The sequence below is a fragment of the Victivallis sp. genome (assembly GCF_048170485.1).
Classification (GTDB): domain Bacteria; phylum Verrucomicrobiota; class Lentisphaeria; order Victivallales; family Victivallaceae; genus Victivallis.
This window is the reverse complement of sequence record NZ_DBEXAY010000026.1, coordinates 1-24,902: the sequence shown is the minus strand read 5'-3', so window position 1 is coordinate 24,902 and position 24,902 is coordinate 1. Positions and strand designations below refer to the sequence as shown.

23 protein-coding genes are annotated in these 24,902 nt (G+C 59.2%); 14 read left to right on the top strand and 9 right to left on the bottom strand.

All coding sequences use genetic code 11. From position 1 onward, the window contains the following. The 14 genes from ACMLHG_RS01280 to ACMLHG_RS01215 form a co-directional block, all read left to right on the top strand. On the top strand, positions 1-360 hold a 360-nt coding region (locus tag ACMLHG_RS01280; protein ID WP_417169274.1), incomplete at its 5' end, for a hypothetical protein. Further along, a complete protein-coding gene (locus tag ACMLHG_RS01275; RefSeq protein WP_417169273.1) occupies positions 357-3,089 on the top strand; it encodes a hypothetical protein in 2,733 nt (910 codons plus the stop codon). The genes ACMLHG_RS01280 and ACMLHG_RS01275, both read left to right, overlap by 4 nt. Before the next feature lie 436 nt (positions 3,090-3,525). Next, positions 3,526-4,632 (top strand): LacI family DNA-binding transcriptional regulator, encoded by a 1,107-nt coding sequence (locus ACMLHG_RS01270; protein ID WP_295812208.1) that lies wholly within the window; start codon positions 3,526-3,528, stop codon positions 4,630-4,632. 189 nt (positions 4,633-4,821) lie between these two features. After that, positions 4,822-5,826, top strand: coding sequence for a LacI family DNA-binding transcriptional regulator (locus tag ACMLHG_RS01265; RefSeq protein WP_417169272.1), 1,005 nt, complete (start codon positions 4,822-4,824; stop codon positions 5,824-5,826). Next, the gene (locus ACMLHG_RS01260) at positions 5,827-7,155 is read left to right on the top strand and encodes a Gfo/Idh/MocA family oxidoreductase (protein ID WP_417169271.1); all 1,329 of its coding nucleotides are present in this window, start codon (positions 5,827-5,829) and stop codon (positions 7,153-7,155) included. Between the two features lie 223 nt (positions 7,156-7,378). Continuing rightward, entirely contained in the window at positions 7,379-8,179 is an 801-nt protein-coding gene (gene cpaB, locus ACMLHG_RS01255; protein ID WP_295809824.1) for a Flp pilus assembly protein CpaB, read from the top strand. Between the two features lie 8 nt (positions 8,180-8,187). Next, a complete protein-coding gene (locus tag ACMLHG_RS01250) occupies positions 8,188-9,780 on the top strand; it encodes a hypothetical protein (protein WP_417169270.1) in 1,593 nt (530 codons plus the stop codon). Between the two features lie 10 nt (positions 9,781-9,790). Continuing rightward, positions 9,791-11,485, top strand: coding sequence for an ATPase, T2SS/T4P/T4SS family (locus ACMLHG_RS01245; RefSeq protein ID WP_417169269.1), 1,695 nt, complete (start codon positions 9,791-9,793; stop codon positions 11,483-11,485). 12 nt (positions 11,486-11,497) lie between these two features. After that, the gene (locus ACMLHG_RS01240) at positions 11,498-12,397 is read left to right on the top strand and encodes a type II secretion system F family protein (protein ID WP_294436490.1); all 900 of its coding nucleotides are present in this window, start codon (positions 11,498-11,500) and stop codon (positions 12,395-12,397) included. A gap of 3 nt (positions 12,398-12,400) precedes the next feature. Further along, on the top strand, positions 12,401-13,297 hold the full coding sequence (locus ACMLHG_RS01235; RefSeq protein WP_417169268.1) for a type II secretion system F family protein: 897 nt from the start codon (positions 12,401-12,403) through the stop codon (positions 13,295-13,297). 10 nt (positions 13,298-13,307) lie between these two features. Then, positions 13,308-14,798: an FHA domain-containing protein gene (locus ACMLHG_RS01230; RefSeq protein ID WP_417169267.1), complete on the top strand. Its 1,491-nt coding sequence runs from the start codon at positions 13,308-13,310 to the stop codon at positions 14,796-14,798. Beyond that, positions 14,795-17,158 carry an FHA domain-containing protein gene (locus tag ACMLHG_RS01225; RefSeq protein ID WP_294436487.1) on the top strand — a complete coding sequence of 788 codons (2,364 nt, stop codon included), beginning with the start codon at positions 14,795-14,797 and terminating at the stop codon, positions 17,156-17,158. The genes ACMLHG_RS01230 and ACMLHG_RS01225 overlap by 4 nt, the downstream gene beginning before the upstream one ends. Further along, positions 17,151-17,351: a hypothetical protein gene (locus tag ACMLHG_RS01220; RefSeq protein WP_294436486.1), complete on the top strand. Its 201-nt coding sequence runs from the start codon at positions 17,151-17,153 to the stop codon at positions 17,349-17,351. Before ACMLHG_RS01225 ends, ACMLHG_RS01220 begins: the two co-directional genes overlap by 8 nt. Before the next feature lie 3 nt (positions 17,352-17,354). Then, positions 17,355-18,230 carry a hypothetical protein gene (locus ACMLHG_RS01215; RefSeq protein WP_417169266.1) on the top strand — a complete coding sequence of 292 codons (876 nt, stop codon included), beginning with the start codon at positions 17,355-17,357 and terminating at the stop codon, positions 18,228-18,230. Here the strand turns inward: ACMLHG_RS01215 and ACMLHG_RS01210 are convergent. The 9 genes from ACMLHG_RS01210 to ACMLHG_RS01170 all read right to left on the bottom strand — a co-directional run bounded on the left by ACMLHG_RS01210 (position 18,210) and on the right by ACMLHG_RS01170 (position 24,830). Next, the gene (locus tag ACMLHG_RS01210; protein WP_417169265.1) at positions 18,210-19,055 is read right to left on the bottom strand and encodes a serine/threonine-protein kinase; all 846 of its coding nucleotides are present in this window, start codon (positions 19,053-19,055) and stop codon (positions 18,210-18,212) included. The two genes, ACMLHG_RS01215 and ACMLHG_RS01210, sit on opposite strands and share 21 nt — an antisense overlap. Next, a complete protein-coding gene (locus ACMLHG_RS01205) occupies positions 19,052-20,125 on the bottom strand; it encodes a CpaF family protein (RefSeq protein WP_294436482.1) in 1,074 nt (357 codons plus the stop codon). Before ACMLHG_RS01205 ends, ACMLHG_RS01210 begins: the two co-directional genes overlap by 4 nt. Then, the gene (locus ACMLHG_RS01200; protein ID WP_294436480.1) at positions 20,122-20,601 is read right to left on the bottom strand and encodes a hypothetical protein; all 480 of its coding nucleotides are present in this window, start codon (positions 20,599-20,601) and stop codon (positions 20,122-20,124) included. The genes ACMLHG_RS01205 and ACMLHG_RS01200 overlap by 4 nt, the downstream gene beginning before the upstream one ends. Beyond that, positions 20,598-21,287, bottom strand: a complete 690-nt coding sequence (locus ACMLHG_RS01195) for a TadE/TadG family type IV pilus assembly protein (RefSeq protein WP_294436478.1) — start codon at positions 21,285-21,287, stop codon at positions 20,598-20,600. Before ACMLHG_RS01195 ends, ACMLHG_RS01200 begins: the two co-directional genes overlap by 4 nt. A gap of 3 nt (positions 21,288-21,290) precedes the next feature. Continuing rightward, the gene (locus tag ACMLHG_RS01190; RefSeq protein WP_417169264.1) at positions 21,291-23,000 is read right to left on the bottom strand and encodes a pilus assembly protein TadG-related protein; all 1,710 of its coding nucleotides are present in this window, start codon (positions 22,998-23,000) and stop codon (positions 21,291-21,293) included. Further along, entirely contained in the window at positions 22,997-23,674 is a 678-nt protein-coding gene (locus ACMLHG_RS01185) for a TadE/TadG family type IV pilus assembly protein (RefSeq protein ID WP_294436476.1), read from the bottom strand. The genes ACMLHG_RS01190 and ACMLHG_RS01185 overlap by 4 nt, the downstream gene beginning before the upstream one ends. Continuing rightward, positions 23,671-24,219, bottom strand: coding sequence for a prepilin peptidase (locus ACMLHG_RS01180; protein ID WP_294436475.1), 549 nt, complete (start codon positions 24,217-24,219; stop codon positions 23,671-23,673). The genes ACMLHG_RS01185 and ACMLHG_RS01180 overlap by 4 nt, the downstream gene beginning before the upstream one ends. Before the next feature lie 77 nt (positions 24,220-24,296). After that, positions 24,297-24,554: a hypothetical protein gene (locus tag ACMLHG_RS01175; protein ID WP_294436474.1), complete on the bottom strand. Its 258-nt coding sequence runs from the start codon at positions 24,552-24,554 to the stop codon at positions 24,297-24,299. A gap of 21 nt (positions 24,555-24,575) precedes the next feature. Further along, positions 24,576-24,830 (bottom strand): hypothetical protein, encoded by a 255-nt coding sequence (locus tag ACMLHG_RS01170; RefSeq protein ID WP_294436473.1) that lies wholly within the window; start codon positions 24,828-24,830, stop codon positions 24,576-24,578. Between the last annotated feature and the right edge of the window lie 72 nt (positions 24,831-24,902).

Genomic DNA, 24,902 nt, shown 5'->3' with positions numbered 1-24,902 from the left:
ATCAAAATAGAAAACACAAATGCAACCTCTTCTGCAATGTCCAATGCCATGCTCGATGCGAAGACTCTGCAGGGCAAAAGGTTGACAGTGACTGCATTGATCCGGACGGAAGATGTTGCAGAGCCGGCGAAAAGTTATCTTGGTGTCAAACTGATGATTGTTGTTGTCCGGAGTGACGGTTCCGTGAAATATTTTGAGAATCTTCCCGCGCATTGTCGCTTTGGTACGTATCGCTGGAAAGCTGCAAAAGTGTCTGCTGCAATCCCCGCGGATGCCGAGCGCGTCTTTCTATCGATCGGACTCCAACAAACAAGCGGTGTTGTCTTCTATTCCGGTTTTCGCTGTGAGGTTCAACCATGATGTTGCGAATTGCTCTACTTCTTTGTTTGTCGAGCCTTGCCTGGGGGCTTGCCGCCGGAAGAGTTCCTTATTCACTGAATGTGGAATGGCATCTGCTGCGGAAGTCAGTCGGGAACATCTCGTTTACTGAAATCCCACGTAACACCGAAAAGATTCTTCTGTTCAATGACTCGTATGATCTGGGGAAGGCGCCGGCAAAATCTGCGGCTGTCTTCTACAATGAATTTGAATCCGGGCGCGATGGAGTCATGCAGATCGGCATGGCTGCCGACTGGTGGTTTGAATGCCGTCTGAATGGAGAAGCCGTCTATTCCACTCTTACCGGAGGTAACAGGGAACAGCAGTTTTCTCCGGAAAATCACGTCTTCAATCTGCCGGTAAAAAAAGGTCGAAATCTGCTGGCGGTCCGCGTTCTGGCCGGGGCGGCCGGCTGGAAATTTTTCTGTGGAGAGGTCCCATACCGGAAAATTCACCATGGGGTTTATGAAGTGACGCAGGGCCCGGAATGGCGTCCCGTGAACATGGATCGCATCGACTGGGCAGCTCAACGGCGGAAATTCCGCAATCCGGTTGACTGGCGGGTGAGGCTTGACATGGTGAAGATCAAACCGGGAACGGCTCTCGATCTTTCCGTTCAGTTCCCCCGGTTTCATATTGATCGTCAGGGACGGGTGATCGTAAATCAAGCAGGAAAACTCGCTTTTGAAACAGAACCGGAAAAAGCGATCCGGTTTCGAGGAAGCAACCTCATGATAACCGGGTGGGAAAGCAACTTTTATAAAATGACCCGGGAAGAACTGGAGGAACTTGCCGAAACCATCCGGATACGTGGAATGAATCTGGTTCGCTTCCACTATCTGGATCAAGCTCTCTGCGGACGTTACGCAGATCCGCATGCATGGGAAAAAAGATCGTTCGATGCTGACAAGCTGCCGTATAATGTAGAGACTCTCCCCGCAGACAAGGAGATGCTCCAGCGGTATGACTGGTTTATCAAATGTCTGCGGGATCGGGGAATTTACATCCTGCTGGATGTTGCGAACAGCAAAATGGGCTGGAGCAATTTCTATCCGGATCCACCAGCAGACAAATGGAGCATCTATCAACTTTATTTTGATAACCGATACCGGAAAAACTGGAGCGCCGGAGCAGAATTTCTGCTTTCCCGGGTCAATCCTTACACCGGGACCCGTTTAAAAGACGATCCGCAATGTATCGGAATCACACTCTTCAATGAACAGGATATCCGACCGCACCATGTGGCCATTCTCTCTCCATACTGGCGCAAGGCATATCCGCAATATCGTTCGGATTTGACGCTGAAATTGCTTGCTGGAACAGGGAAAGAGTCGGAAGACGCCCGGAAGTTTCTCCTGAATATGATGGCGGATATGAACCGTTTTTATCTTGGAGAACTGAAGAGAATCGGATTTCGCGGACTTGTTACCAACTACGACATGTCTCTGCGTCTGATGGAGATTCCCGCCCGCAGTGAAATGTCAGCAGTGGCAATGCACATCTACTGCGGTGCTCCTTTTGGCGTTGCGCAGCCGCTTTCCATGCCATACCGGCAGAAGGTCGCGGCGTATCCCTGGGTACGTGGCAAAGAATTTCGCCTCTCCCGCCAGAGTTCCATTAAATCTAATGGTGGCTGGCTCGGACAGGCCGCAATGACCCGCATGTCGGGCAAACCGTTCCTCCTGACAGAATACTCTTATCTGCCATATGCACGCTTCAGCCATGAGGGCGGGCTCGGCATCGGTGGAATTGCGGCATTGCAGGGGTGGGATATGCTTGTGGAACATACCAATACGGCCATGCTCTATTATGCACCTTCCGCGCCGGGCAGTTTCAGCAGTCACTTTCACCCGATGGTTCGGGCAAATGAGGTCATTGCCGCTCTGGCATGGCAGCGTGGAGACGTCGCCGAAGCGGAACATGAGATCGCAATCGCAGTTTCGCCTGCAATGGTAAATTCGCCGGAAATTCTCTGTGCTCCCGGTTCCGGATACAACGCGTTCGCCATGCTTACGAAAATCGGGACCTGCTATCCTGGCACATCACGTCAGGCTGATCTTACGATCACTCCGCAGTACTTTACTCCGACCGTCAGTACAGAGTACTTTGCGTCGCTTGCTGCCACAAGTCCCGGCTCCGGCAGACGTGCACTGGCTTCCGCCTGGCGGCAAATGCAGCAGAAAAAAATTCTACCAGCCGGCAATCGCACCGATCCGGTGAGGGGAATTTTTCAGAGCGAAACCGGAGAACTTACGTTCGATACACAAAATCAAACCATGGCGATTGTAACGCCCAGACTGGAGGGGGCTGTTGTTAAGAAGAACATCCCGTTCCCGCTGGGGGCGCTGACAATTCGTTCCAGTTCAACTCCTGCCGCTTTCTGCGCCGCCTCTCTTGATGCGGCTCCTCTGCGGGAGAGCCGGCGAATTCTGTTGATTCACGCCACCAGTTCTGCCGCGGAAGGTACGGTTTTCAACAATGAATTTTTCGACGCGGCTATCGACTACGGAACTTTCCCAATGTTGATCCGCTCTGCGAAATTCTCCCTTGAGCTCAAATGCCCCGCCGCTCCGAAAATTTACGCCCTCAATTTCAATGGGACCCGGGAAAAAGAACTCTCCGGCGAATGGAAAGATGGAACTCTTTTCTTTCAGCTTGACACGTCATCGTTGGAATATGGGACATTCTTCTATGAAATTGTCCGACCATAGCATCCACCCGTGACACCGGCAGGAGAATCCTGCGCCGCCGGCTCTTTTTCCGGCGAAAAAAAAATAAGTGTGGAAACAAGGCGCAGAAAAACTTTGCTGCCATAGCCAGCGGAAAAACGATTATGGCGGTACCTGAGTGACTTTTTGATGATTCACGGTGTAATTCGTTGTATCATGGAACCGTTCGTTCCCGGGGCTGAACGGGAAGTGATTTCTGGAAAACCAGGAGATTCCCGGAAGCCCGGAGCGGATTTGCCGGAATCGATGGACAGGGAAGCTCTGCGGAAGCCGCCGAGTGGCACGGGGCATTCCCCGATGGAATTCACGCATACCGTCCGCATTTTTATTTTGTTCTGCGGCCGGCTTGACAAACTCTGTTCAGACTATTATCTTAGCTCGATGGAAGATATTCTAACGATGGAACGATTGTAAGCAAATGGATGGCGAGACTGCAAAAATTAATATCAATACGATTGCTCGAATGGCGAAGGTCTCGACGACAACCGTGTCCAGCTTCATCAACGGCACGGAGGTGTTTCCGATCTCCCGGGAAACGCGGTATCGCGTGAAACGGGCAATGCTCGAACTCAATTATCGACCCCACATCGGCGGCGTCCTGATGCGCCGGAATGCGCAGCGTCACAGCAAGGTCGGTTTTGTCTTCGGCGAGGATTGCCGGCTGCCGGTGCTTGGCGTTACCGCCAACCCGCTGATCCAGCGGTTTCTTTGCAATCTCGAAAGCGTCCTGGATTCCCGGTTGAATATGTCTCTGGAAATTCTCCGGGTCAATAACGAAGATGCCCGCGATGACTGGAACTCCCGTCTGCTTGAACTGGATTGCCTGATCAATTTCGGACAGCTCAACAACCTGATGTGCGATACGTTGTTCCGGCGCAATCTGCCGCTGATCGAAGTTTATTCCGCCGAGGAGGTGCGCCGCCACGGCGATTTTACCGGCATCGACACGGAATTTGATTTCCTGTTCTGGCGCAACGACAACCAGATCGAACAGCTCTTCGAATATTTTTACTCCATGGGGAAACGCAAATTCCTGTTCATCTCCAGCTGCAACATCAAGGCTCTGCGCCCCGAATTCTACGGGTATGATGCGGAAATGAAACTGGAGGGATTCAAGCGGGCGCTGAGTTCGCACCCGGACTGCTCCGGGCGGATCCTCTCGCTGAAGAATGTGAATGATTTCAATATGTTCCGCGAGTTCGAGCTGACCCGTGAACTCCTGCAGGCCGATCACGAGGCGCTGAACAATGCCGAGGCAGTGATCTGTCACAATGACATCGTCGCCCAGGGGGTGGCTTCCATCGCGCCGGAATTCGGGAGGCGGCCCGGACACGATCTCCTGCTTTCCGGCGAAGGGCATTTCCGGGAACTTCAATACTGGTACCCGAAAATCACGACCAGCTGTGTCGATTACACCCAGCTCTCGGACCGCATCTGCGAATTGATCGAACTGCGTTTGCGCGACAAAATCAGTCCGCCCCGCAAGATCGAGATTCCCACACTGCTGCTGAAGGCGGAGCAATAGTCCCGACGGCGATGCCGTCTCTCTCCCGGAAACGATCTCCCGGGAGTGCCCCTGCCGTCCCCCCGGAGGAAAATCCCGGCGGCTGAATTTTTTCAGGATTTTTCTCTTTTTCAGTTGAAATTTATTGCCGGACGTGTATACTATACATAAATGCCAACGATGGCACAATGGGGTTGCAAAGGAGTTTGCATGGCGGCGACGCTGAAAGATGTGGCGGAGAAAGCGGGGGTTTCGATCCGGACCGCCGGACGGGCTTTGCGCGGCGCAGGTCCGGTGCGCGGCGAAGTGGCCGAACGGGTCCTGGCCGCCGCCCGGGCGCTCCGGTATGTGCCGAATGCCGCCGCGCGCAGCCTGAAGCAGCGCTCCAGCCGGATTGTCGGCGTCGTCACCGGTTCCATCGGCGGCACCGAGGCCGGCCAGCGGCGGATGCGCATGCTCGAAGAGGCGTTCCGGATTCGCGGGTTGCATACGCTGGTCGGCGCTCTGCCCGGCACCTTCGGGGAGCTGGAAAATCTGCTGCGCGAATGGAACGGGCTGGTCAGTCATGTGATCTTCCTCTCCTGGCCGGCGCCGTGGGACGCGGCAAAACTGCGCGGCTATCCGTTGCGGTTCCTCTTTCTCGACTGCGGTCCCGGGCTGGAGGGATTCGACAATCTTCTCATCGACCGGCCGAGCGGAATCCGCGCCGCGGTTCATGAACTGATCCATGCCGGCGCCCGCCGGATTGCCCACGTTTCCTCCCCCGCCGCGGTGGGGCGCCACTCCGGATTCCACGCCGCAGTCGAGGCGAATCCGGCGGTGGAGACCTTCACCATCGAGACCGAGGGGCTGGACTTTCGCCACGGTTATCAGGCCGGGCCGAAACTGCGGCAGCTGGGGATCGACGCCGCTTTCTTCGACACCGACCGCATGGCGCTCGGATTCTACCGCTATGCGCATGAACATGGAATTGCGATTCCGTCGGACATCGCGGTTGCCGGTTTCGACGACGACAGCGCCTGCGCCTATGCGATTCCGACGCTCACTTCGGTGGCACATCCCGACCGGGAGGCGGTCGACCGGATTGCGGCGATCGTCACCGGTCCGGCCGAGGCGCCGGCGAAAACGGAAATTCTGCCCACCCGGCTGGTCAGCCGCGAGAGCAGTGCGAATAGAATCTCATACCCGAAATCACCAAACAAAGGAGACGTGTAAATGGGTAAGAAACGTTATGCCGTGGTTGGAACCGGCAGTCGTTCCAGCATGTACATCCGGGCGATCACCACGACCTACAAGGATGTCGCCGAACTGGTCGGGCTCTGCGACAGCAACCAGAGCCGCATGAACTACTACAACAACGTGTTCCTCAAGGAACAGTGTGACAATCATCCCGATGTGCCGACCTACAAGGCCGACCAGTTCGACCGGATGATCGCCGAGACCAAACCCGATGTGATCATCGTCACCAGCATGGACCGCACCCACCACAAGTACACCTGCCGCGCGATGGAACTCGGCTGCGACGTCATCAGTGAAAAACCGATGACCATCGACGTCGAGAAGTGCCAGCAGATCATCGACACCCAGAAGCGGACCGGCCGCAAGCTGACCGTCACCTTCAACGACCGCTACGCGCCGCGCAACAGCAAGGTCAAGGAGGTGCTCCAGTCCGGCATCGTCGGCGAGATCACCAGCGTCCACGTCGAGTGGCTGCTCGACACCAGCCACGGCGCGGACTACTTCCGCCGCTGGCACCGCAACAAGGCCAACAGCGGCGGCCTGATGGTGCACAAGGCGACCCACCACTTCGACCTGGTCAACTGGTGGCTCAACTCCGAACCGGTGACCGTCTTCGCGATGGGCGACCTCAAGTTCTACGGCAAGATCAATGCGGAAAAGCGCGGCGTCACCGAGTTCTATCAGCGCGCCCGCAACAACCCGATCGCGGCGAAGGATCCCTTCGCGCTGAAGATCGACCCCTCCAACAAGGAGATGATGGGGCTCTACTACAACGCGGAAGCCGAGGACGGCTACTACCGCGACCAGAGCGTCTTCGGTGACGGCATCGACATCGAGGACAACATGGGAGTGATGGTCCGCTACCGCAACAATGCGGTGATGACCTACAGCCTCTGCGCCCACTGCCCGTGGGAGGGATACCGGATCGTCTTCAACGGCACCAAGGGCCGGCTGGAGTTCAACGTGGTGGAGAAGCGGTTCGTCGAAGGAACCTCCGACGCCGATCTCACCCAGTTCGGCATGCGCGAGATGGACAAGGATAAGGACGGCATTCCGCCGGAGATCGTCTTCCAGCCGCACTGGGGCAAGCCGCAGGTGATCGAATACAGCTGTGAATCGCTCGCCGGCCACGGCGGCGGCGACGCGAAACTGCTCAAGAACCTCTTCGTCGGCGTCGATGAGGATCCGCTCGGCCTGGCCGCGGACTTCCACGACGGCGCGAAGTCGATCCTGACCGGCATCGGTGCGAACATCTCGATGAAGACCGGGCTTCCGGTCAAGGTTCAGGAGCTGATCCACTGGTAAGGCTTCTTCTGGGAACCTTTGCAGGACGCCCCGTCGTTTCGGCGGGGCGTCTTTTGTGTCTGGAAAACGGTTCCTGCGCGGTTTCGGATTCCGCGGGAATGGGGCGCGGGGAAAGGAGGATTCTTTTACGAGAAGAGACGGCTCCGAATTTGAAAAATCGTGTTTTCCGGTGTAAATTACTGTCCCGGAGTCCGTATGTAACTCAACCGCATGGTGCGAAATTATGAAGAACATTATTCCGCTGGTGGTGTCGGTCATTCTGGGCCTGGCCGCCGTCTATATCGTAAGCAAACTTCTGTTCGAAAAAGAGAATACCGATACGGAGAAGACGATCTCCGTCGTGGTTGCCGCACGCGATCTCGCCGCTTATGACGAATTGTCTCAGGGGGCGCTCACCTACAAGAATATTCCGGAATCTGCGGTTCCGAAGAATGCCCTCCGCTGGGAGAATGTCAGCCTCGCCTACGGCCAGCAGCTGCCCCATGCGGTCTCGCAGGATGATTACATCCTGATGACCGACATCCGGATTCAGACGACGCTCAGCGACTGCACGCGGCAGGGGGAGTGGACCGTGCCGGTGACCTTTTCCGACCCCGCTCTGGTGAAAATGCTCATGCCGGATGACGAAATCGGCATCATCTCCACCTACGTCACCCCCTCCGTCACCGTCGACAAGAACATGACGGTCAGCGACGGTTCCGGCGTCAAGATGACCGAGTCGCGCGAAACTTCGGTGCTGCTGCCGTGCGTGCGGGTGATCGGCATCGCCAATGAACGCGGCTCCTTCCGGGAGGGCGGCAGTTCCAGCGGCACGGTCTTCGTCTCCCTGCCGCCTCAGCAGGCGATGATTCTGATCGCCGCCCAGCGGGAATCGGAACTCTACCCGGTCCTGCGCAAACGGAACGATTCGGTCGCGCTCAGCCGGAAGGATGGCGGCGTCGTCAATGCCGACACCTTTGCGAAAATCCGCAAAGGTCTCGCACCGGCGGAGCTGCCGGAAGTGCCCAATAAAGATCACCGGTGAGGTTGCATATGAAGCGTATTCTTCTTACTTCCGTTCTGGCGCTCAGCGTGAACTGTGCGTTGTATGCCGCCGGGCCGGCGGCAAATGCAGCAGTGCCTGTTCTGCAGGGCGCGATGGTTTCACTGCCGCCGGAAAGTGTCTCGCTTTCCACCGGAGAATTGCGGAAATTCGAGGTTCCGTTCGTCGTGGAGCAGTACAAGTCCAGTACGACGAATGCCCGGGTCAACCATGTCGAAGGGCGCACCTTTGAGATCGAAGGGGTTTCCGGCGGCACGGCAGTGGTGGCGGTCTCCTCCGAGGGGATCAGCAAAGAGTTCCGGGTGACGGTCTCCAACTCCATCATGCCGATTTACCGGGAGTTGAGCCGGGAGCTGGGGGATCTGCCCGAAGTCGGGGTGGAGCTCTCCGAAAACGTGCTGACGCTCCGCGGCGAAATCACCCGGATCAGCCACTGGGAGTATTTCCGACGGGTGGTGAAACGGTATGAGGACCGGTGCCGCAACTATGTGACCTTTCAGCCCGGTCCGGCGCTTTTCACCGAGTTGAAAAAACAGTTTGAAGCGGCCGGCTACACCGTCGCGGAGACGATCTCTCCGGATGCGCCGGGGCGGCTCAAGTTCGAGGTTGAAAACGGCGTTTTGACCGTTTCCGGCTATCTGCTCTGCGAGAACGACATCACCTCGATCAAGCGGATTCTCGCCGCGCAGAAGTGGCTCTCGCCGGAGTGGAACGGCAACGCGATGCGGGCGGAGACCGAGCTGAACATCACCGATACCCAGCTCGACGTCGGCATCGTCTTTGTCGGCGTGACCCGGACACAGCTGGAACGGCTGGGCAACACCTCCGCCGACGGCACGGTGCTCTCCTGGAACCTGATCGCCTGGTTCCGGGCGCTGGCCGGCGCCGCGCCGGATGAACTTGCCGGTTCGACCGACGGCAAGGGGCTCTACTCCTACTTCAACACCAATTTGAAGGGTTCGCTGGTCTTTTTCGGCAACAACGGCATCTCCGACTTCCGGGATGCCGGGCATGTCACCATCACCAACAACAGCAAGAACTTCGCCAGCTACGAGAACGGCGGAACCCTGAATGTCAAGGTGTACGGACAGGATACCGCGGAGTTGAAACCGATCGACTTCGGGCTGAAGCTCAAGGTGCGCGGCGGACTGATCCGGGCCGATGAGGTCCGGCTGGAGCTCGATCTGGAAAAGAGTCTCGCCCCGATCAAACAGGACGAGGACTATTTCCAGCGCTCCACCAAAACCCGGGCGGAAATCCTCTGCCCGCTGAACAAGACTGCCGTCATCGCCGGGCAGAAGGAGCTGACCTATTCGAACAGCGGTCCGAGCGGCTATGCGTTTCTGCGCCATATTCCCGTCATCAACTGGTTCACCTCGTCGGAGGAGGATCAGGGCGAGGAGATGACCTTTCTGATCCTGGTTTCTCCCCGGATTGCGAATTCCAAAGTGAAGATGACTTCGATCCCGTCGGCCGAGACGGCGGGGGTGGAGGATTCGGTCTCCCGCTCCGTCAACGAGAGAAGCCGGAAAGTTCAGGGACAGGAGGAGGCGTCCTGGTTCTGGAAGATGTTTACCTGGTAGAGGTCGCCTTATGATGCAGCTGAAGATGAAAACCCCGGAGGGCGACGGCGGTTCCGTCCTGCTGGAGGGGAAGCTCCCGATGACGATCGGGCGCTCCGAAAACGCCGGGCTGTGCATCGCCGACCGGAAGGTCTCACGGCGGCACGCCGAACTCCGGCTGGAGGAGGATGGATCTCTGTCGATCGAGGATCTGGCCAGCCGCACCGGAACCCGCGTGAACGGGCGGCCGGTGCTGGAACGGACCCGGCTGGCCGCGGGGGATGTGATTCAGCTCGGCGAAACCGAACTGGTTCTGGAGAAGACGGAGGAGCCGTCGCCCCGTCCGGCACCGGTTCCCGACGCCGCCCCGGCGGCCCGGCCGCAGGAGAGCGCGGGGCCGCACAAGCTGCCGATCTACGCGGCCCAGGCTTCGCTGGTTGATCTTTACAGCGAAAAGATGCTCCAGCTGGCCAAAAAGGTGCAGAATCGTGTGCTGGAGCTGCTGAACATCGGCAGCTTTTCCGCTTCGGAGATGTCGAAGAGCGAGATGCGGCCGCGGGTGGAAGGCACGGTGGATCAGATCCTTCGGGAGATCCGCCACGAAATTCCCACGAACGTCAAGCTGGATCAGTTCCGGCAGATTCTGCTGGATGATCTGATCGGGCTGGGGCCGCTTTCACCGCTGCTGCGCGATGCGACCATTTCGGAAATCATGATCAATGGGCCGAGGAACATCTTTGTGGAGAGTCGCGGCCTGCTTTACCGGACGGCGGCGAAGTTCAACAGCGAAAGTCATTTGCAGTCGATCATTCAGCGCATTGTTGAACCGCTGGGCCGCCACATCGACGCGGCTTCCCCGATGGTGGATGCCCGGTTGGAGGATGGCTCCCGCGTCAATGCGGTGATTCCGCCGCTGGCGCTCGACGGGTCGCTGGTCACCATCCGGAAATTCCCTGCGCACAAGCTGACCGATGAGGACCTCATCAAATTCGGGAGCCTCACCCGGCCGATGGCGCTTTTCCTGCGGGAAGCGGTGCGCGCCCGGCGGAACATTCTGGTTTCCGGCGGTACCGGTTCCGGCAAGACGACCCTGCTGAACATCCTTTCGCAGTTCATCCCGGAGAACGAGCGCATCATCACGGTGGAGGACTCCGCGGAGCTGAAGCTGAGTCACGAGAACCTCTGCCGGCTGGAGGCGCGTCCGGCCAACGTCGAAGGGCAGGGGCGGGTCACCATCCGCGACCTGGTCATCAATACGTTGCGAATGCGCCCCGACCGGATCATCGTCGGGGAGTGCCGCGGCGCGGAGGCGCTGGATATGCTGCAGGCGATGAATACCGGCCACGACGGGTCGATGACCACCTGCCACGCGAACAATCCGCGCGATGCGCTCTCGCGGCTGGAGAACATGGTCATGATGGCCGGGTTTGAACTGCCCTCTTCGGCCATTCGCGAACAGATCGCTTCGGCGATTCATCTGATTGTGCAGCAGACCCGCCTGCCGGACGGGTCCAGAAAGATTGTGAAGATCTCCGAAGTGACCGGGCGGGAGGGCAGTACGATCCTGATGCAGGATATCTTCACCTTTGAGCAGGAAGGATTCGATGAGAAGTTCCACGTGATCGGGCACCATACCGCGACGGGGAACATTCCGAAGTTCGTCGACGAGCTGCGGCAGGCCGGCGATCTGGAGCTGGATATGTCGGTCTTTGTACCGGAAGGGTAGGGAGGCGCCGGAATGAATTCCATATCGATCTCAGAGCGTTACGGAGTGTATCTCCTGGTGCTCTTCGCCGTCGCGCTGCTGATCTACATTCTCATTTCGCTGGTGCAGTCGTTCAGTCTGGAGCAGGCCGACCGGAAGATCCGGGAGAACCGCTCCGAGGGGTTGGCGAACAATGTCTACTATTTCGTCAGCCGCACCACGCTCCAGCAGATTCAGCTTTCGACGGGGATTCTCCTGGCCGGTGCGCTGATCGCCATACTGGTGTTTTGTCAGGTGTACGAGCCGCTGATTATCGTTCCGGCGGCGGCGGTGGCCTGTGCGCTGGGGATGGTGGCGCCGTGGTTCTATTTCTCGGCCAAGGCACGCAAACGGGCGCTGTTGTTTGAAAGCAGCATTCTGGAGCTTTCGCTCGGCCTGACCAGCGGACTGCGCGCCGGCCAGGCGCTGCCGCAGGCGCTGGAGGTTTTCTCCCGGCGGTGCGACGGGCCGATGAAGGAGGAGCTGTTGATCGTCATCCGCGAATACCGGCTGGGGCTGGAGCTGGCGGAGGCGCTGCAGCGGATGTACAACCGGATTCCGTGCGAAGATCTTCAGTTGCTGATTATCTCCATCCGCCTGACCGCCCAGTCCGGCGGGAGCATGGTCGATGTGCTCGAAAAGATCACCCAGATGATCCGGGGGCGGACGGAGTTTCAGCAGAAGCTCCGGGCGCTGACGGCGCAGGGGCGGTTTGAGGCGCTGGCGATGTCGCTGGCGCCGCTGGTCGCGTTCACGCTGCTCTTTTTCATCAACAACGATCTGATGCTGCCGATGGTGCAGACGGCGATCGGCTGGTGTGCCATCTGCGTGATGCTGACGCTGGAGGTGATCGGGTATCTGGTGATCCGGGCCATTGTCGATATCAAGGTGTGACAAATGAAACAGATTCTAATTTATGCTCTGACGTTCATGGCGGTGGTGCTGCCGACGCTCTTTTTCACCGTCCTTTCCGGCCGGACACAGAAACAGGTGGAGAAACGGGAGTTGGTTCCCCTGCCGTTCCGGTTGACCCGCCCGGTTGCCGAACTCATGGAGGTGGCCGGCGTCGGGACCTTCTTCCGGAGGCTCTTTCCCGGCCACAGCCGGGAGATGCAGAAGAAGCTGACCTTTGCCGGATTGAAGCTCAGCACCGGCCGGGTTTACTGCACGCAGCTGATTCTGCTTCTCTTCTTCGGGGTGGTGGGCGCCGGTGTGACAACCCTGCTGGTCGAGCCGGAGAACCGCATCTCCATTCCGGTGGCCGGATTGATCGCCGCACTGATCGGCGGCAGCCTGCCCGGGATCGCGATCGGAAATCTCGCACAGAACCGTCGGCTGGCGATTCTGCGGGCGATTCCCTATTCGATCGACCTGGTGGCGTCGGCCATGCGCGGCGGCCTCGATTTCTCCGCGGCAATCCGGTTTTACGTCAAGCTGGGGATTCCCGGGCCGCTGACCGACGAATACTCTCAGATTCTCCGGGAGATGGAGCTGGGGGTGATCCGGACCGTCGCGTTGCAGAACATGGCGGACCGGATTCAGATCAAGGAGTTTACCGCCTTTGCCGCGGCGATTGCGCTGGGGACCGAGCTCGGAGCGCCGTTGACCGAGACGATGGAGATCCAGGGCGAAGAGATGCGGAAGGCCCGTTTCGCGCTGGCGGAGTGCAAGGCGCAGCGGGCGCCGTCGCTGATGCTTCTGCCGATGGCGCTGTTTATTCTGCCGGCGGTGTTCATCATTATTTTGACTCCGGTGTTTCTCAAGATGAGAGAGGCCGGGGTGCCGCTGTTCTGAGGAGGAGAGTATGAGCGGAATGCCCTCACGTTACAAAATCAGATTTCTTTCCGGCGAGCTGGCCGGCCGGACCTTTGCCGTATCGCCGACCGGTACGTCGATCGGCCGCCAGCGCGAGGCCGACATCCGTCCGGGCGGGGCGGATATCGCGGCGGAACACATCAGTCTGGTGCCGCAGGAGTCCGGTGTGATGCTGCATGTGCACGACGACGAATCCGCCTGGGTGAATGGCGAGGAGTTTACCGGCGGGCAGGAGGTGCAGCTGGCGCCGGGGGCGGATGTCCGGATCGGCCGGGAACTCACCTTCGTGCTCGAGCCGGATGAGATGCCGGTGGAGGAGAGCTCTGCGGTGGCGTCTGCGGCGGACGATTCCGAAGAGCCGACCGAAGAGCTGACCGAAGAGACGTCGTCCGATGAGTCCGCCCCGAAGAAGGGGGCGGAGGAGTGCACCCGTTACGCATCTCCGGCGGAACTTGAGGAGCTGCGCCGCTTCAACCGCAGTCAGCAACGGCGGAAACGGATTGTGCTGGTGACGGGATTTCTGCTCTTTCTGCTCATCATCGCGGGCGGCTATGTGGTTTCGGAGCTCCAGGTGGAGAATCCGGTCACCTGGCCGGGCGAGGTTTCCGGCGTCTACGACGACGGAGAGTTCCGCACGGAAATTGAACCCGGCGGCAAGTGTCTGGTCTACTATCCGAAGACACCGGCGACGATCGTGAAGAGCGAGGGCAACAACTGCGAAATCATGACGGCGCTCGGCAAGAATATGGATGTACCGTTCCATATCGTCTTCACCGTGAACACGGTGCCGGACGGGTTCCGGACGACGCGGAAGAAGAGTTTCGACAACTGGCGGAAACGGGTTTCCGAGCAGAACGGCTTTGCGTTTCTCGCCGAGCCGCAGCAGGACTTCTTCCGGCCGACGGAGTGCGGTTTCCCGTACTACCGGCTGCCGTACACCCGGCAGGATAAGACCTTCCGCTGGCAGGGCTACGCGAGCTACATGCGCTACCATGACAAAGAGCTGATTCTGCTGCGCGAGGTTCCGGCCGGTCACTTCTGGCGTACCGGGCGGGTGCTGCGCAGTTTCGGCTCCTTTGTCGTCTCTCCGGGGATGGTGGACCGCTACTGGGAGATTCCGGAGAAGCGCATGACGGAGGATTCCACCCGGCTGCTGCAGCGCGCCTCGCTGGAGCTGCGCAAGAACATCGCCGTCGCCGTCTGGGATGAGCTGGACTGGATGTTGCGGACTCTGCTCTGCCGCGCCTATGAGACGAAGGATCCGGTGCTGACGGCGGCGGTGTTCCCGCTCTGGCGGGAGTTCCGGGAGAAACAGCAGGTCTGGTACTCCCAGTGCTGTCTGGCCTATCAGACCTACCAGGCGGCGCAGGACCGGGAGGGGATGAACCGGATCATCAACGAGTGTCTCCGTCGCTTCCCCTCGCCGGACGATCACCGGCATGTGAAGGTTATGAAAAACGTTTGGACGATTGAAGAATGATCAAACTGTTTCAGAGACGCCGGAAGGCGGCCGGTGCCGCGGAGCCGCCTCCGGAGAAGAAGAGCGGGAAACGCACCTATGTGCGTCTTCTGGAGTTTCGCTGCCGGGGCAGACTGCTCAATTCGGTGAAGACCGATTCTCTGGGCAGCGTCGTCCGGATCGGCCGCGCCGCGGACAATGACTGGGTCGTTCCGCCGCAGGATCGTGTCTGCGCGGACTATCAGGCGGAACTGCGGCTCGGCAGCCGGGAGATGCGGCTTCAGGCCTGCAGCGGGCAGAGCATCCATTACCGCGGCAAGGCGGTTTCCAGTTGTGTGCTCAAGGGGAACGACCGGGTGGCGATCGGCGATTGCGAACTCTTCGTCAAGCCGGCGGAACTGCACGAGGCGCGCCCCTGCGATGTGCACCGGCTGGAATTCCTGAACGGTCCCCGCGCGGGCGAGCTGGTCCGGCTGGAGAAGGCGCTGATCCGGATCGGGTCCGACCCGGAGAACGATATCGTTATCGCCGAGGATGTCGTCTCCCGTTTCCATGCGGAAATCCGCATCGCGGAGAACGGGGAGTCGTGGATCCGCGATCTCAACAGCCTCAACGGCACCTTTGTCAACGGCTCCAAACTGGGGCGGCAGGAACGGATGCTGATGGATTCCGACGAGATCTCCGTCGCCTTTACCGACCTGAGGTTTCTGGACCGCAACGTGCCGCACACCCGTTCGCAGATCGGGCGGAAGATTCTGATCATGGGGGGGACCGTTCTGGTGATCCTCGCCTTTTTCGGATTGTTTTACGCGATGACGCCGCAGGCGGGGCAGGTGCTGAACGCCGCGGAGTATTACATCCGCCGTGCAGATTTTGCCGCGGCGCGGCGCATGCTCGACCGCATGCCGGAATCCCGGGACTATCAGAAATATGAAAAGTACCACCTGGAACACCTGAAGAACATCGCCCGCTACGAGAAGACGCTCGCTTCGTGGAAGGAGTTTCAACGGCATCTGAACGATTCGGACTGGGAGGATGCCGCCGAATGTTTCGGCCGCCTGGAGATCGACAACCGCTTCGCCTGGAACTGGGAGGATGCCACCGTCGACGAGCGCATGGCGGTGGTGCGTCACGCCAAGGCGCTGCTGGATTTGCAGTTCAAACTGCGTTCCCTGCTCTCGTCGATGGATTCGGAGCCGTCGCTTCAGGTGAAAGTGCTTGCCGAAGTGAAGCAGAACCCGCTCCTCGCCGTCGGACCGCAGAAAGAGGCGGAGTGGCTGCAGCCGCTTCGCAAGGAGATCGGCAGGCTGGTTGCGGAGCTGGAGAACAACTGCGCGATCTGGGCGAAAATGCAGGCGGCATTGAAGCAGCTGGGCGAGGAGTCGACCGATTTCAAAGCGCTCGTCGCGGCGATGAAGCAATTCGGCTCCGCGTCGTCCGGCAGTGTCCGGGTGCGGGCGCAGGATCTGGCCGAACTTCTGGGGCGGCTGGAGAGGAATCAGAACATGGTGGCGGCAAATCAGGCCGCTCTCGGTGCGATGCAGTTCGACAAAATTCAGCGGGAGATTGCTTTTGTTTCGCAGGACGACTGCATGATCAGTTCGCAGGCGATGGAGAAGCGCAATCAGCTGGTGGAGCGGCAGGAGGCGCTGCTCCGCAACGCCGAGGATATGAAGTATCTGCTGAGCAAGCTGAAAAACGTCGGTCTGCAGCCGGGAAAGATTCCCGCGATTGTGGAGCAGTTCGGTTCGGCGGAGATGGTGGAAAAAGCGCTGCGGCTCGACTGCCTCAAAGGGAAAATGCCGAATGCGCGCCGGAAGACGCCGGTCGATGCGTATGACCGGATGTTCGGCATCCGCTTTTTCTACGACGTGATTCAGCAGTCGTCGGTGCTGCCGACCAATATGTACTCCGGCGACATCATTTCCAGTCTGGATTTCTATCCGGACTGCATCGCTCTTGCCGCGCTCTACCGGGCGGTGGAGGAGACCGCGCTCTGGCTCTCGCTCCCGGAGAATCAGTGGATGATCCGCGATGGCGAGGCGAAAAAACTTAAACAGTATTGCGATGCACTGCTGAAACGGCGTGCCGACATGCTCGCCATGTTCAACCGGATGGCGGAGGCGGCGCCGGGAACGCGCAACTACTTTATTGCAAAAGCGGCCTTCTTCTACTTCTCGCCGGCGTCGACGGTTCCGCGGGAGGAGATGCAGCGCTATGCCGCCGCCTGGAAGAAGTTCCGCAAGGTGCAGCAGGACCGGCTGGCGGGGTATGACCCGCTGAAGCCGCAGGCGGCCGCCCGGATCGGTGCGGAGATCCTCGCCGACGGCATTCCGGGCGACCCGGTGTTCAACTGGATCTGGAGCCAGAAAAATGAGTAGACCGCGGCAAATTACCAGAAAGCGGAGCGTCCTTCTGGAGTACACGCTTCTGGTCTGCTCGATTCTGCCGCTGGTCTTTGCCGCATCCGCTTCGGTCTATTCGCTTTCCGGCGGCTCGTTCGGGCCGGTCGGGAAGGGAATTGTCGCGCTGTACCAGCGGATTGTCACCATCCTGTCTTTGCCGATTCCCTGAGCGATGACTCCGGACGTCTGGAACAAGGTGCGTGACCTCCGGCCGGAAGAGCTCCCCGCCGTGCTGGCGGAACTCGATTCCTGCGGACTCTTCCCCGCTCCGGAGGAGACGCTGGAGCAGTTCCGGTCGCGGCTCGCCGCCATGTTTCAGGAGCTGGAAGCCATTCGGAACGGCTCCTCCGAACTGCAGGAGCTGATCGGGCAGGCTCCACCGGTTTCCGGTGAGCTGCGCCGCAAAGCGGACCAGCTCACCTGGGCGAAATACCGCTTCCGCGCCGGATGGATCCCCGCCTGGTACTCCACCCGACAGACGGGATTTTTTTCAGTCGGAATCCTGCTGGAGGTCGATCGGCGGTTGCCGCTGCTCTTCCTGCACGGCGGATTCCGCCGCCGGAAAGTCCGCCGGGGATACGGCGCCGCCGAAACCATGGCGCATGAACTGGTCCATGCGGTGCGCTGTGCATTCCCCGCGTCGGCTTACGAGGAGTTCTTCCCCTGCCGGATGAGCGGTTCCCGGTTCCGCCGGATGGTCGGGAATCTGTTTCGCCGATGGTATCTGCCGGCTCTGCTGTTCGGCGGCATTGCGGCGGTTCCGGTGCTGGCGGCGGCGGAGCTGCCGGGATGCGCTGTTCCGCTGCTGCTGCCGCTGGCGGTCGTGTTGCGGGAGCTGATTCTGGCCAGGCGGCTTCGCCGGGCGGAGCGAGTGCTTCGCCGGGCTGGTCTGGAGCCGCTGCCGGTTCTTCTGCGGCTTTCCGACCGGGAGATTGCCGGGCTGGCGGCGACGCCGGCGAACGAGATTCCCGCCGCCTGGCAAAGCACCTTCCGCTGGCGGATGTTCCGGGAGAGATTCTCCGGCGCGTCACTCCCTGACGGGCAGTGACATGGCGTCCAGTTCGGCAAGCGCCTCCGCCGCGCTCCGGGGGCGGAGAGCGGCGGAATACTCCATCATCCGCCCGAGCAGCAGGGCGAGTTTCTCCGTCGCCGCTTCGCGCAGAAGTTCGACCGGCGGCTCCGAGCGGTCGGAGAGGATCTGTTTCAGCGTGTCGGGGAAGCTGTTTTTCGGCCGGAACCGTTTCCCGGTCAGCACTTCGAAGAGCACCAGCGCCAGGCTGTAGAGATCGCTCCGGCAGTCGACGGTGGTGGAGTCCTGCGCCTGTTCCGGAGACATGTAGGCGGCGGTGCCGAAGACCTTGCCCGATTCTTCGGGGAAGTTCGGGAGTTTCGCCAGCCCGAAATCCCCCAGCCGGGGGGCGCCGTCCGCCGCGAACCAGATGTTTTCCGGCTTGACGTCGCGGTGGACGATGCCGCCGCGGTGCAGTACATCCAGCGCGAGCAGCATGCTCCGCAGCAGACGGACCGCTTCGGCAAGCGGCAGGATGCGGCCTTTGCCGAGCCGCTGACGCAGGGTGCCGCCGGTGGCATACTCCATGGCCGCGTACGGCATCTGCTGTGCGGTTTCCGCACATTCGAGCACCGCGATCAGGAAGGGGGAGCGGTGTCGCATCAGAAAATCCGCCATGTCGTAAAACTGGGGAATCCGCGGATGCTCCCGCCGCAGGAACTTGATGGCCGCCGGCGAGCCGTCACGCCGTCTCACGGCGTACCAGCTCTCCGAAAGCGTCCGGATTCGCAGCGGATGGATCAGCTGAAAACCGGCGATCTGTTCCCCGGCGAAGAAGTAGGAGCTGTTTTCGGCGGCGTTCATGCGTAGACGGGCAGTTCCAGATGCGTGAGCGCGGCGGCGTCCCGGAAGGTCGGCGCTTCTCCGAGGAGAAAGCGCCCCGATACCGTCCCGTCCGGCGCGACGGATTCGGTTTTCCACTCCAGCAGGGTGCGGAGGCGGTATTCGCCGTTTTCCAGCGGGAGCACCTCGGCGATTTCGACAATTTTCCGGGAGCCGTCCGGCAGGCGCATCGTGTGGACGATGCAGTTGATCGCGGAAGCCACCTGCATCCGGATGGCGGAGAGCGGCAGATTGACGCCGCTCATGAGTGCGCAGGTCTCCATGCGGCTCAGCGCGTCGATCGGACTGTTCGCGTGGATGGTCGACATCGAACCGGAGTGGCCGGTGTTCATCGCCTGCAGCAGATCGAGCGCTTCGCCGCCGCGGATTTCGCCGATGACCAGCCGGTCCGGCCGGAGCCGCAGCGAGGCGATCACCAGGTCGCGGATCGAGAACTCGCCCTGACCGTTTTTATCCGGCTTGCGGGTTTCGAAGTAGACGCAGTGCTTCTGCTGGAGCTGAAGTTCACTCGCATCCTCCAGCACGAGGATGCGGTCCTTGGCCGGGATGAGCCCGCTCAAGGCGTTGAGCACCGAGGTTTTGCCCGACGAAGTTCCGCCGGAGACGATCACGTTTTTCCGCAGCTTCACGATCGCGTTCAGCAGAAGAACGCCGTCCGGCGGAACGCTGCCGTACTCCTCGAGCTTCTCCATCGTGAGCATCTCCTTCTTGAATTTGCGGATGGAGAGGATCGTGCCGCACCGGCTGATCGGCGGAATGGTGGCGTGTACCCGGGAGCCGTCCGGCAACCGCGCATCCAGGTCTGGATGCATCTCGTCGAGCTGCCGGTCGACCGATTTGGCGATGTTGACCGCGGCGGCTTTGAGCTGAGCCTCGCTGGCGAAGCTGGCGCCGGTCTCCTCCAGCTTGCCGCTTCGCTCGATGTAGATCTGCGAGGGGCCGTTGATCAGAATTTCCGACACCTTGTCATCGGCCAGATACTCCTTGACCGGCGCGAGAAACAGAACCAGAAACGATGCGTTGTCATTCATTGGATGATCTCTCCTTTGAAATCAGATTTTTTATCCCGCCGGTAGGAAAATCCGGTGAGGTTCGTTTTGATTTTCCACAACAGCAGGGTCAGTTCATACTCCTGACGGGTGAAGGTCAGCAGAATCTGCGGCTTCAGACTGGCATCCAGCGTGATCTGTTTTTCCGGGCGCCAGGAGAGGTTTTGAAACCAGGAGCTGAGCTGCCCGCGCGCCGAAACGAAGTTGGCGGGAATTTCGCCGGTATATTCCCAGCTGTTTTCCGGGCAGCGCCACGCCTCCGCGCCCCGGGGCAGCGGCAATGGCGGCAGTCCGATCGGCGCCGCAGAACTCCCGGCAGGGGAGAAACTCTCCGTCGCCGTGCCGGACGGCCGTTTCTTCGTTTCCGCCGTACCGGCCGGTTGTTGCAAGAGCACGATCCCGAGTCCGCCGAGAAAGATCAGCAGAAAGACGGCGGTGAAAAGCGGGAGATTCTTCACTTCGGCGTGCTCCACTCTTCGTATTTGGGGAATCGTTCGTAGAATTTGATCTTCTCCGGTTCCTTCTCCTGCTCTTTCGTGTCGTCGCTGTACTTGGGGTCCTTCAGCAGATCAAGTTTCCACTCCTTGGGATATTCGTCCTCCTTCGCGTCGAACTTCCAGGTCTTGTTTTTGGCGACGAGACTGGGATCCCAGTGCCGTTTCGCGGTGCTGGAGCCTTTGCTCCGCATGACGATGCACTGCGTGTATTCGTTGCCGTAACGGGAGGAGGTGATCTGAAACTCCGGAATCGAGAACGGCTGGGATTCCCCCGACATGGTGTACGGCATGTTGATCCAGTTGTCCAGAAACCCGGGGCGGGTTTCGATCAGCGTGGTTTTGGAGCCGATGAACTGCAAATAGGAGTGTTCCCCGGTCAGGGCGCGCTTCTGCGATGTGGTGATGATCGTCGAGCGCGGAAACATCGACTGCAGCGCCAGAATCGCCGGCGTCCGCGTCGAAAAGCGATTGCCCGCCATCCAGACCCCCCAGTGGTCCGCGGCGCGGAGGTTGATCGCGTCGAGGGATTTCATCCCCAGCCAGAGGATGCCGCCCAATGTCGCCATGTACACCGGCAGAACCAGGACGAACTCCATCAGCACGGAGCCCCGGCGGGAACGGAACAGATTTTCATATGGTTTTTTCATCGTTCAATGGGCCAGATAGTCCCGGAGTTTATCCCATTTGAGTTTGCCGTCCTTATCCTCCTTGTCGGTGATGAGGCCGGCGGGCGGCTTGAGTTTCTCCCAGTCGGGCAGGTTCTTCTCTTCGACCTTCTTCCCTTTCGCATCGACCCAGTTCTTTTTGTCGAGCATGATCTCCTTGAGAATGTTGCCGCTGCCGATGGTGAACGCCTGAAGCTGGCCCGCGCCGGCACAGAGATCCCAGGCGTTTTTGACCGGCAGCATGACGCCGTCCCAGTCGGTTTCCACCAGATTCCACTCCTTTTCACCGCTGGAGAGGGTGTAGCCGAGGTTGTAGTCGGCGCTTTTGAACTTCTTCTGCTTGTCCTTCTCGTAGAGCTTGTATCCGGCACGGGCGGAGGCGATGGCGCACATGTACTCCGGCCGGTTCCCTCCCGCGACGCTCGGATTGAAGGCCGAGAGGATCGACGGCGCGGTGAGCGAGCGGCCGCTCCAGCTGAACACCGAGAACGGATTGCTCGTCTTGCGGGCGATCGCCACCGTGATCGAACCGGCCTTGCCGAAGAACAGCGGCGTCAAGGTCAGCGGAATCGCCGGAGGCACCGCCAGACCGATCGGCAGATCCTTTTTAATCAGCGGGAAAAAGCTGTCGTATCCATGATACTCCGGGTGGCCCCGACCGGTGGCGCCGCCGAGTATCGGCGGAAGGTGCAACTGGATTTCACCCAGGTTGACATGGACCCAGCGGGTCCAGAACCAGTCCCATTTCGCATACAGGTGGGTCTCCGTCTGCTTGTAGACGCGCCAGAAACCGGGAATCGTTTTGCGGACGATCCAATCGTCCGTCCCCGGGCCGAACACCTTCTTCGGCGAGAAATCCTTCAAGGAGGGATCGGCAAAGGAGATGAAGGTTTTCTCGTTCTCCTCCGTGCCCATCATCGTGAGGAACCCGGTGTCGGTATTGCCCATGGAGACGTTGACAAAATAGTCGTCTTTGCACTCCGTCATGTTGGCGATGGCGATCTGCTGCGCGGTCTGTTTGACCATCTTCGGATACTCCTGCCGCAGTTTGTTGAGTTTTGCCATCATCTTGGTGATGTTCAGACTGTATTCCGCCACTTTCGGCGTATTGGTGACGGAGCCTTTTCCCTTGAACTGCGCGCTGAGGGTATGGAAAGCTTGCAACAGTAGAAAACGTTGAGTGAGTGACTGACCATTGAATTTTTTCGCCAGTTCAGGAATCCCGGCTCCGGTGCCGGCGATCTTCAGAACTAAATTGTTCACCAGAATGTCGGTACCGCAATTGTAATGGAGCCCCGGGATATGCATGTGGCACGGAGTGTTCCGCTGTCGCGCCGTGTTGAGATCTTTCTGGAACTGGATGAAGATATAATTGCAGAAGAGGTCCATCGCCAGGTCGAGCGAGCGTTTCTGCAGGTCGACATAGGTCCATGCCATCGCCTTGTTGACGGTCGCCATCCGGCTGAGGTAGTCCGCCTGCACCACTGCAGCGGAATAAGCTGCCGCATCCGCCGCATTCTGCAGTTCGATCTTGTTGCGCACCACCTCGCCGATGCCGTAGATTCCGATCACCAGCAGATAGACCGGCATCACGAAGGCGAGCGTGATCGCCAGCGCCGCCCCCCGGGTGTCGGTGGCCAGCTCCCGGCATTTGCCGGTAAAGACGCTGAATACGGTCGGATATGCGCTGTTCATAGGGTTACCGGATAAAATTTCGTTGCATACGGAATCGCGATCACACTGGTCGAGGTGAGCGTGATATACGGATATTTCAGCTTCTCCTTCTTGTCAGAGCCTTTGACCTCCATCTCATTGGCGTACTGAGCCAGCAACGCGGGGTTGAGCGCGTAGGACTGCTGATCGAGCTTTTCGCTCCACTTGCTCTCCTCTTCGTCCTTGTTATCTTTGGCGAAGAAGCTGATGATCCGGCCTGCGACCGGCACCAGCAGAAACATCTTGAACTTGACCGTGCATTGGAGACCGCGGGGATCGAGGTCGGTCAGCGGAATCTCCACCTTCACCTGGTCGTCGAGGTATTTGGTATTCGGGAGCCGGCCCCAGCCGTCGAGCTTGATGTACTTGTCATCGGCGCGATCCTTGGCGTCGCTGGAGTCCGACGGCGACGCGGAGACGACCGCGAGAATGCGCTTCACCACGGCTTCCGCCCGGCTCGAGCGCTGGACGTTGTTGACCGTCATGGCCGAACGCGCCCCCATGTAAGCGGCGTAGTGCACCACCTGCCAGGTGATCATGATGTAGGCGAACTGCATTGCAAAGAGGAACAGTACAAAGAGAATCGGGAAGCAGAAGACAAACTCCAGCAGCGCGGCGCCTTTCGAATTGTTCCACAGAGAATGTTTCCGTCTCATTTCCCCGCCTCCAGCGAATAGAGCAGTTGGATGAAGAGATTCAGGAACAGCCCGGCGGCGATGGCGGCGCCGAACGGAACCCGGCAGCTCTCGGTTTCCGGCGGCGGCAGATGTTTCCTGCCCTCGGCACGGTCGTAGCGGAAGTCGAAGAGGGTGCGGCAGTAGTGTTTCACCCTTGCCGGATTCACCTTGCGGAACAACAGCATGAACAGGGCGAGAAGCAGCCCCGCCAGGGAGACCAGCAGAATCAGGTTGAGTGTGTTACCCGGTCCGGCGATCAGCCCGGCGGCGAAGAGCATCTTGACATCCCCGGCACCGGCGGCACGCAGAAAAAACGGCAGGAGCAGAAAGAGCGACGAGAGGAACGCAGTCACCAGAGAGGCGAGCAGATAGTTGCCCCCGACGCCGAGCGCGATTGCCAGCATCACGAGAATTCCCCCGAAAACCCAGGCATTCGGGAGTTCATGTTTCCGGAAATCATACACCGAGAGCCCGATCAGCCACGGTGTAGCCAGAATGATTTTCCCGAGAGTCAGATAATCCATCCGAAATCCGTTTCATAAAAAAGACGGATACCCGCCAGGCGAGCATCCGTCCAGGACTCATTGCCGAAACAGAGGACTCACTTCTTGTCGTCGTAATTGTGCATGGCCTGTTCGTGGTCGTTGGCCTTTTGGATATCCTGAGCGGCGTTTTGCTTAAGCTGCCCCTGATAATTTTCTGCGCCTTTGGCGTTGCTCATTGCTTTCGTTGCAACGTTCATTTCATGTGAGACATTTTTGCCGAACATGATGACGGCGACGACGACCGCAGCAGCGATCAGAACCGCAATGATTACATACTCCATCATCACGGCATGTTTCCTGACGACTTTTTTCACGCTTCGTTTCCCTTGTGAAAATTACTTGTTGTCGTAGTTGTGCATGGCCTTTTCGTGGTTGTTTGCCTGCGTGATATCGCTGGTGGTACCGGTTTCCACTGCCTTCTGGGCGGTTTCCGCACCTTTGGCATCGCTCATCGCTCTGGTCGCCACATTCATCTCATTGGAAACATTTTTACCGAACATGATGACGGCAACGACGACCGCAGCTGCGATCAGAACCGCGATGATGACATATTCCATCATGACCGCGTGTTTCTTGGTGACGGTTTTCATAATGCAGTTCCTCCTGTAAAAGTTTCTGTATTTGATAATATATATTATTTCGGAAAAAAGTCAAGAGTCAAT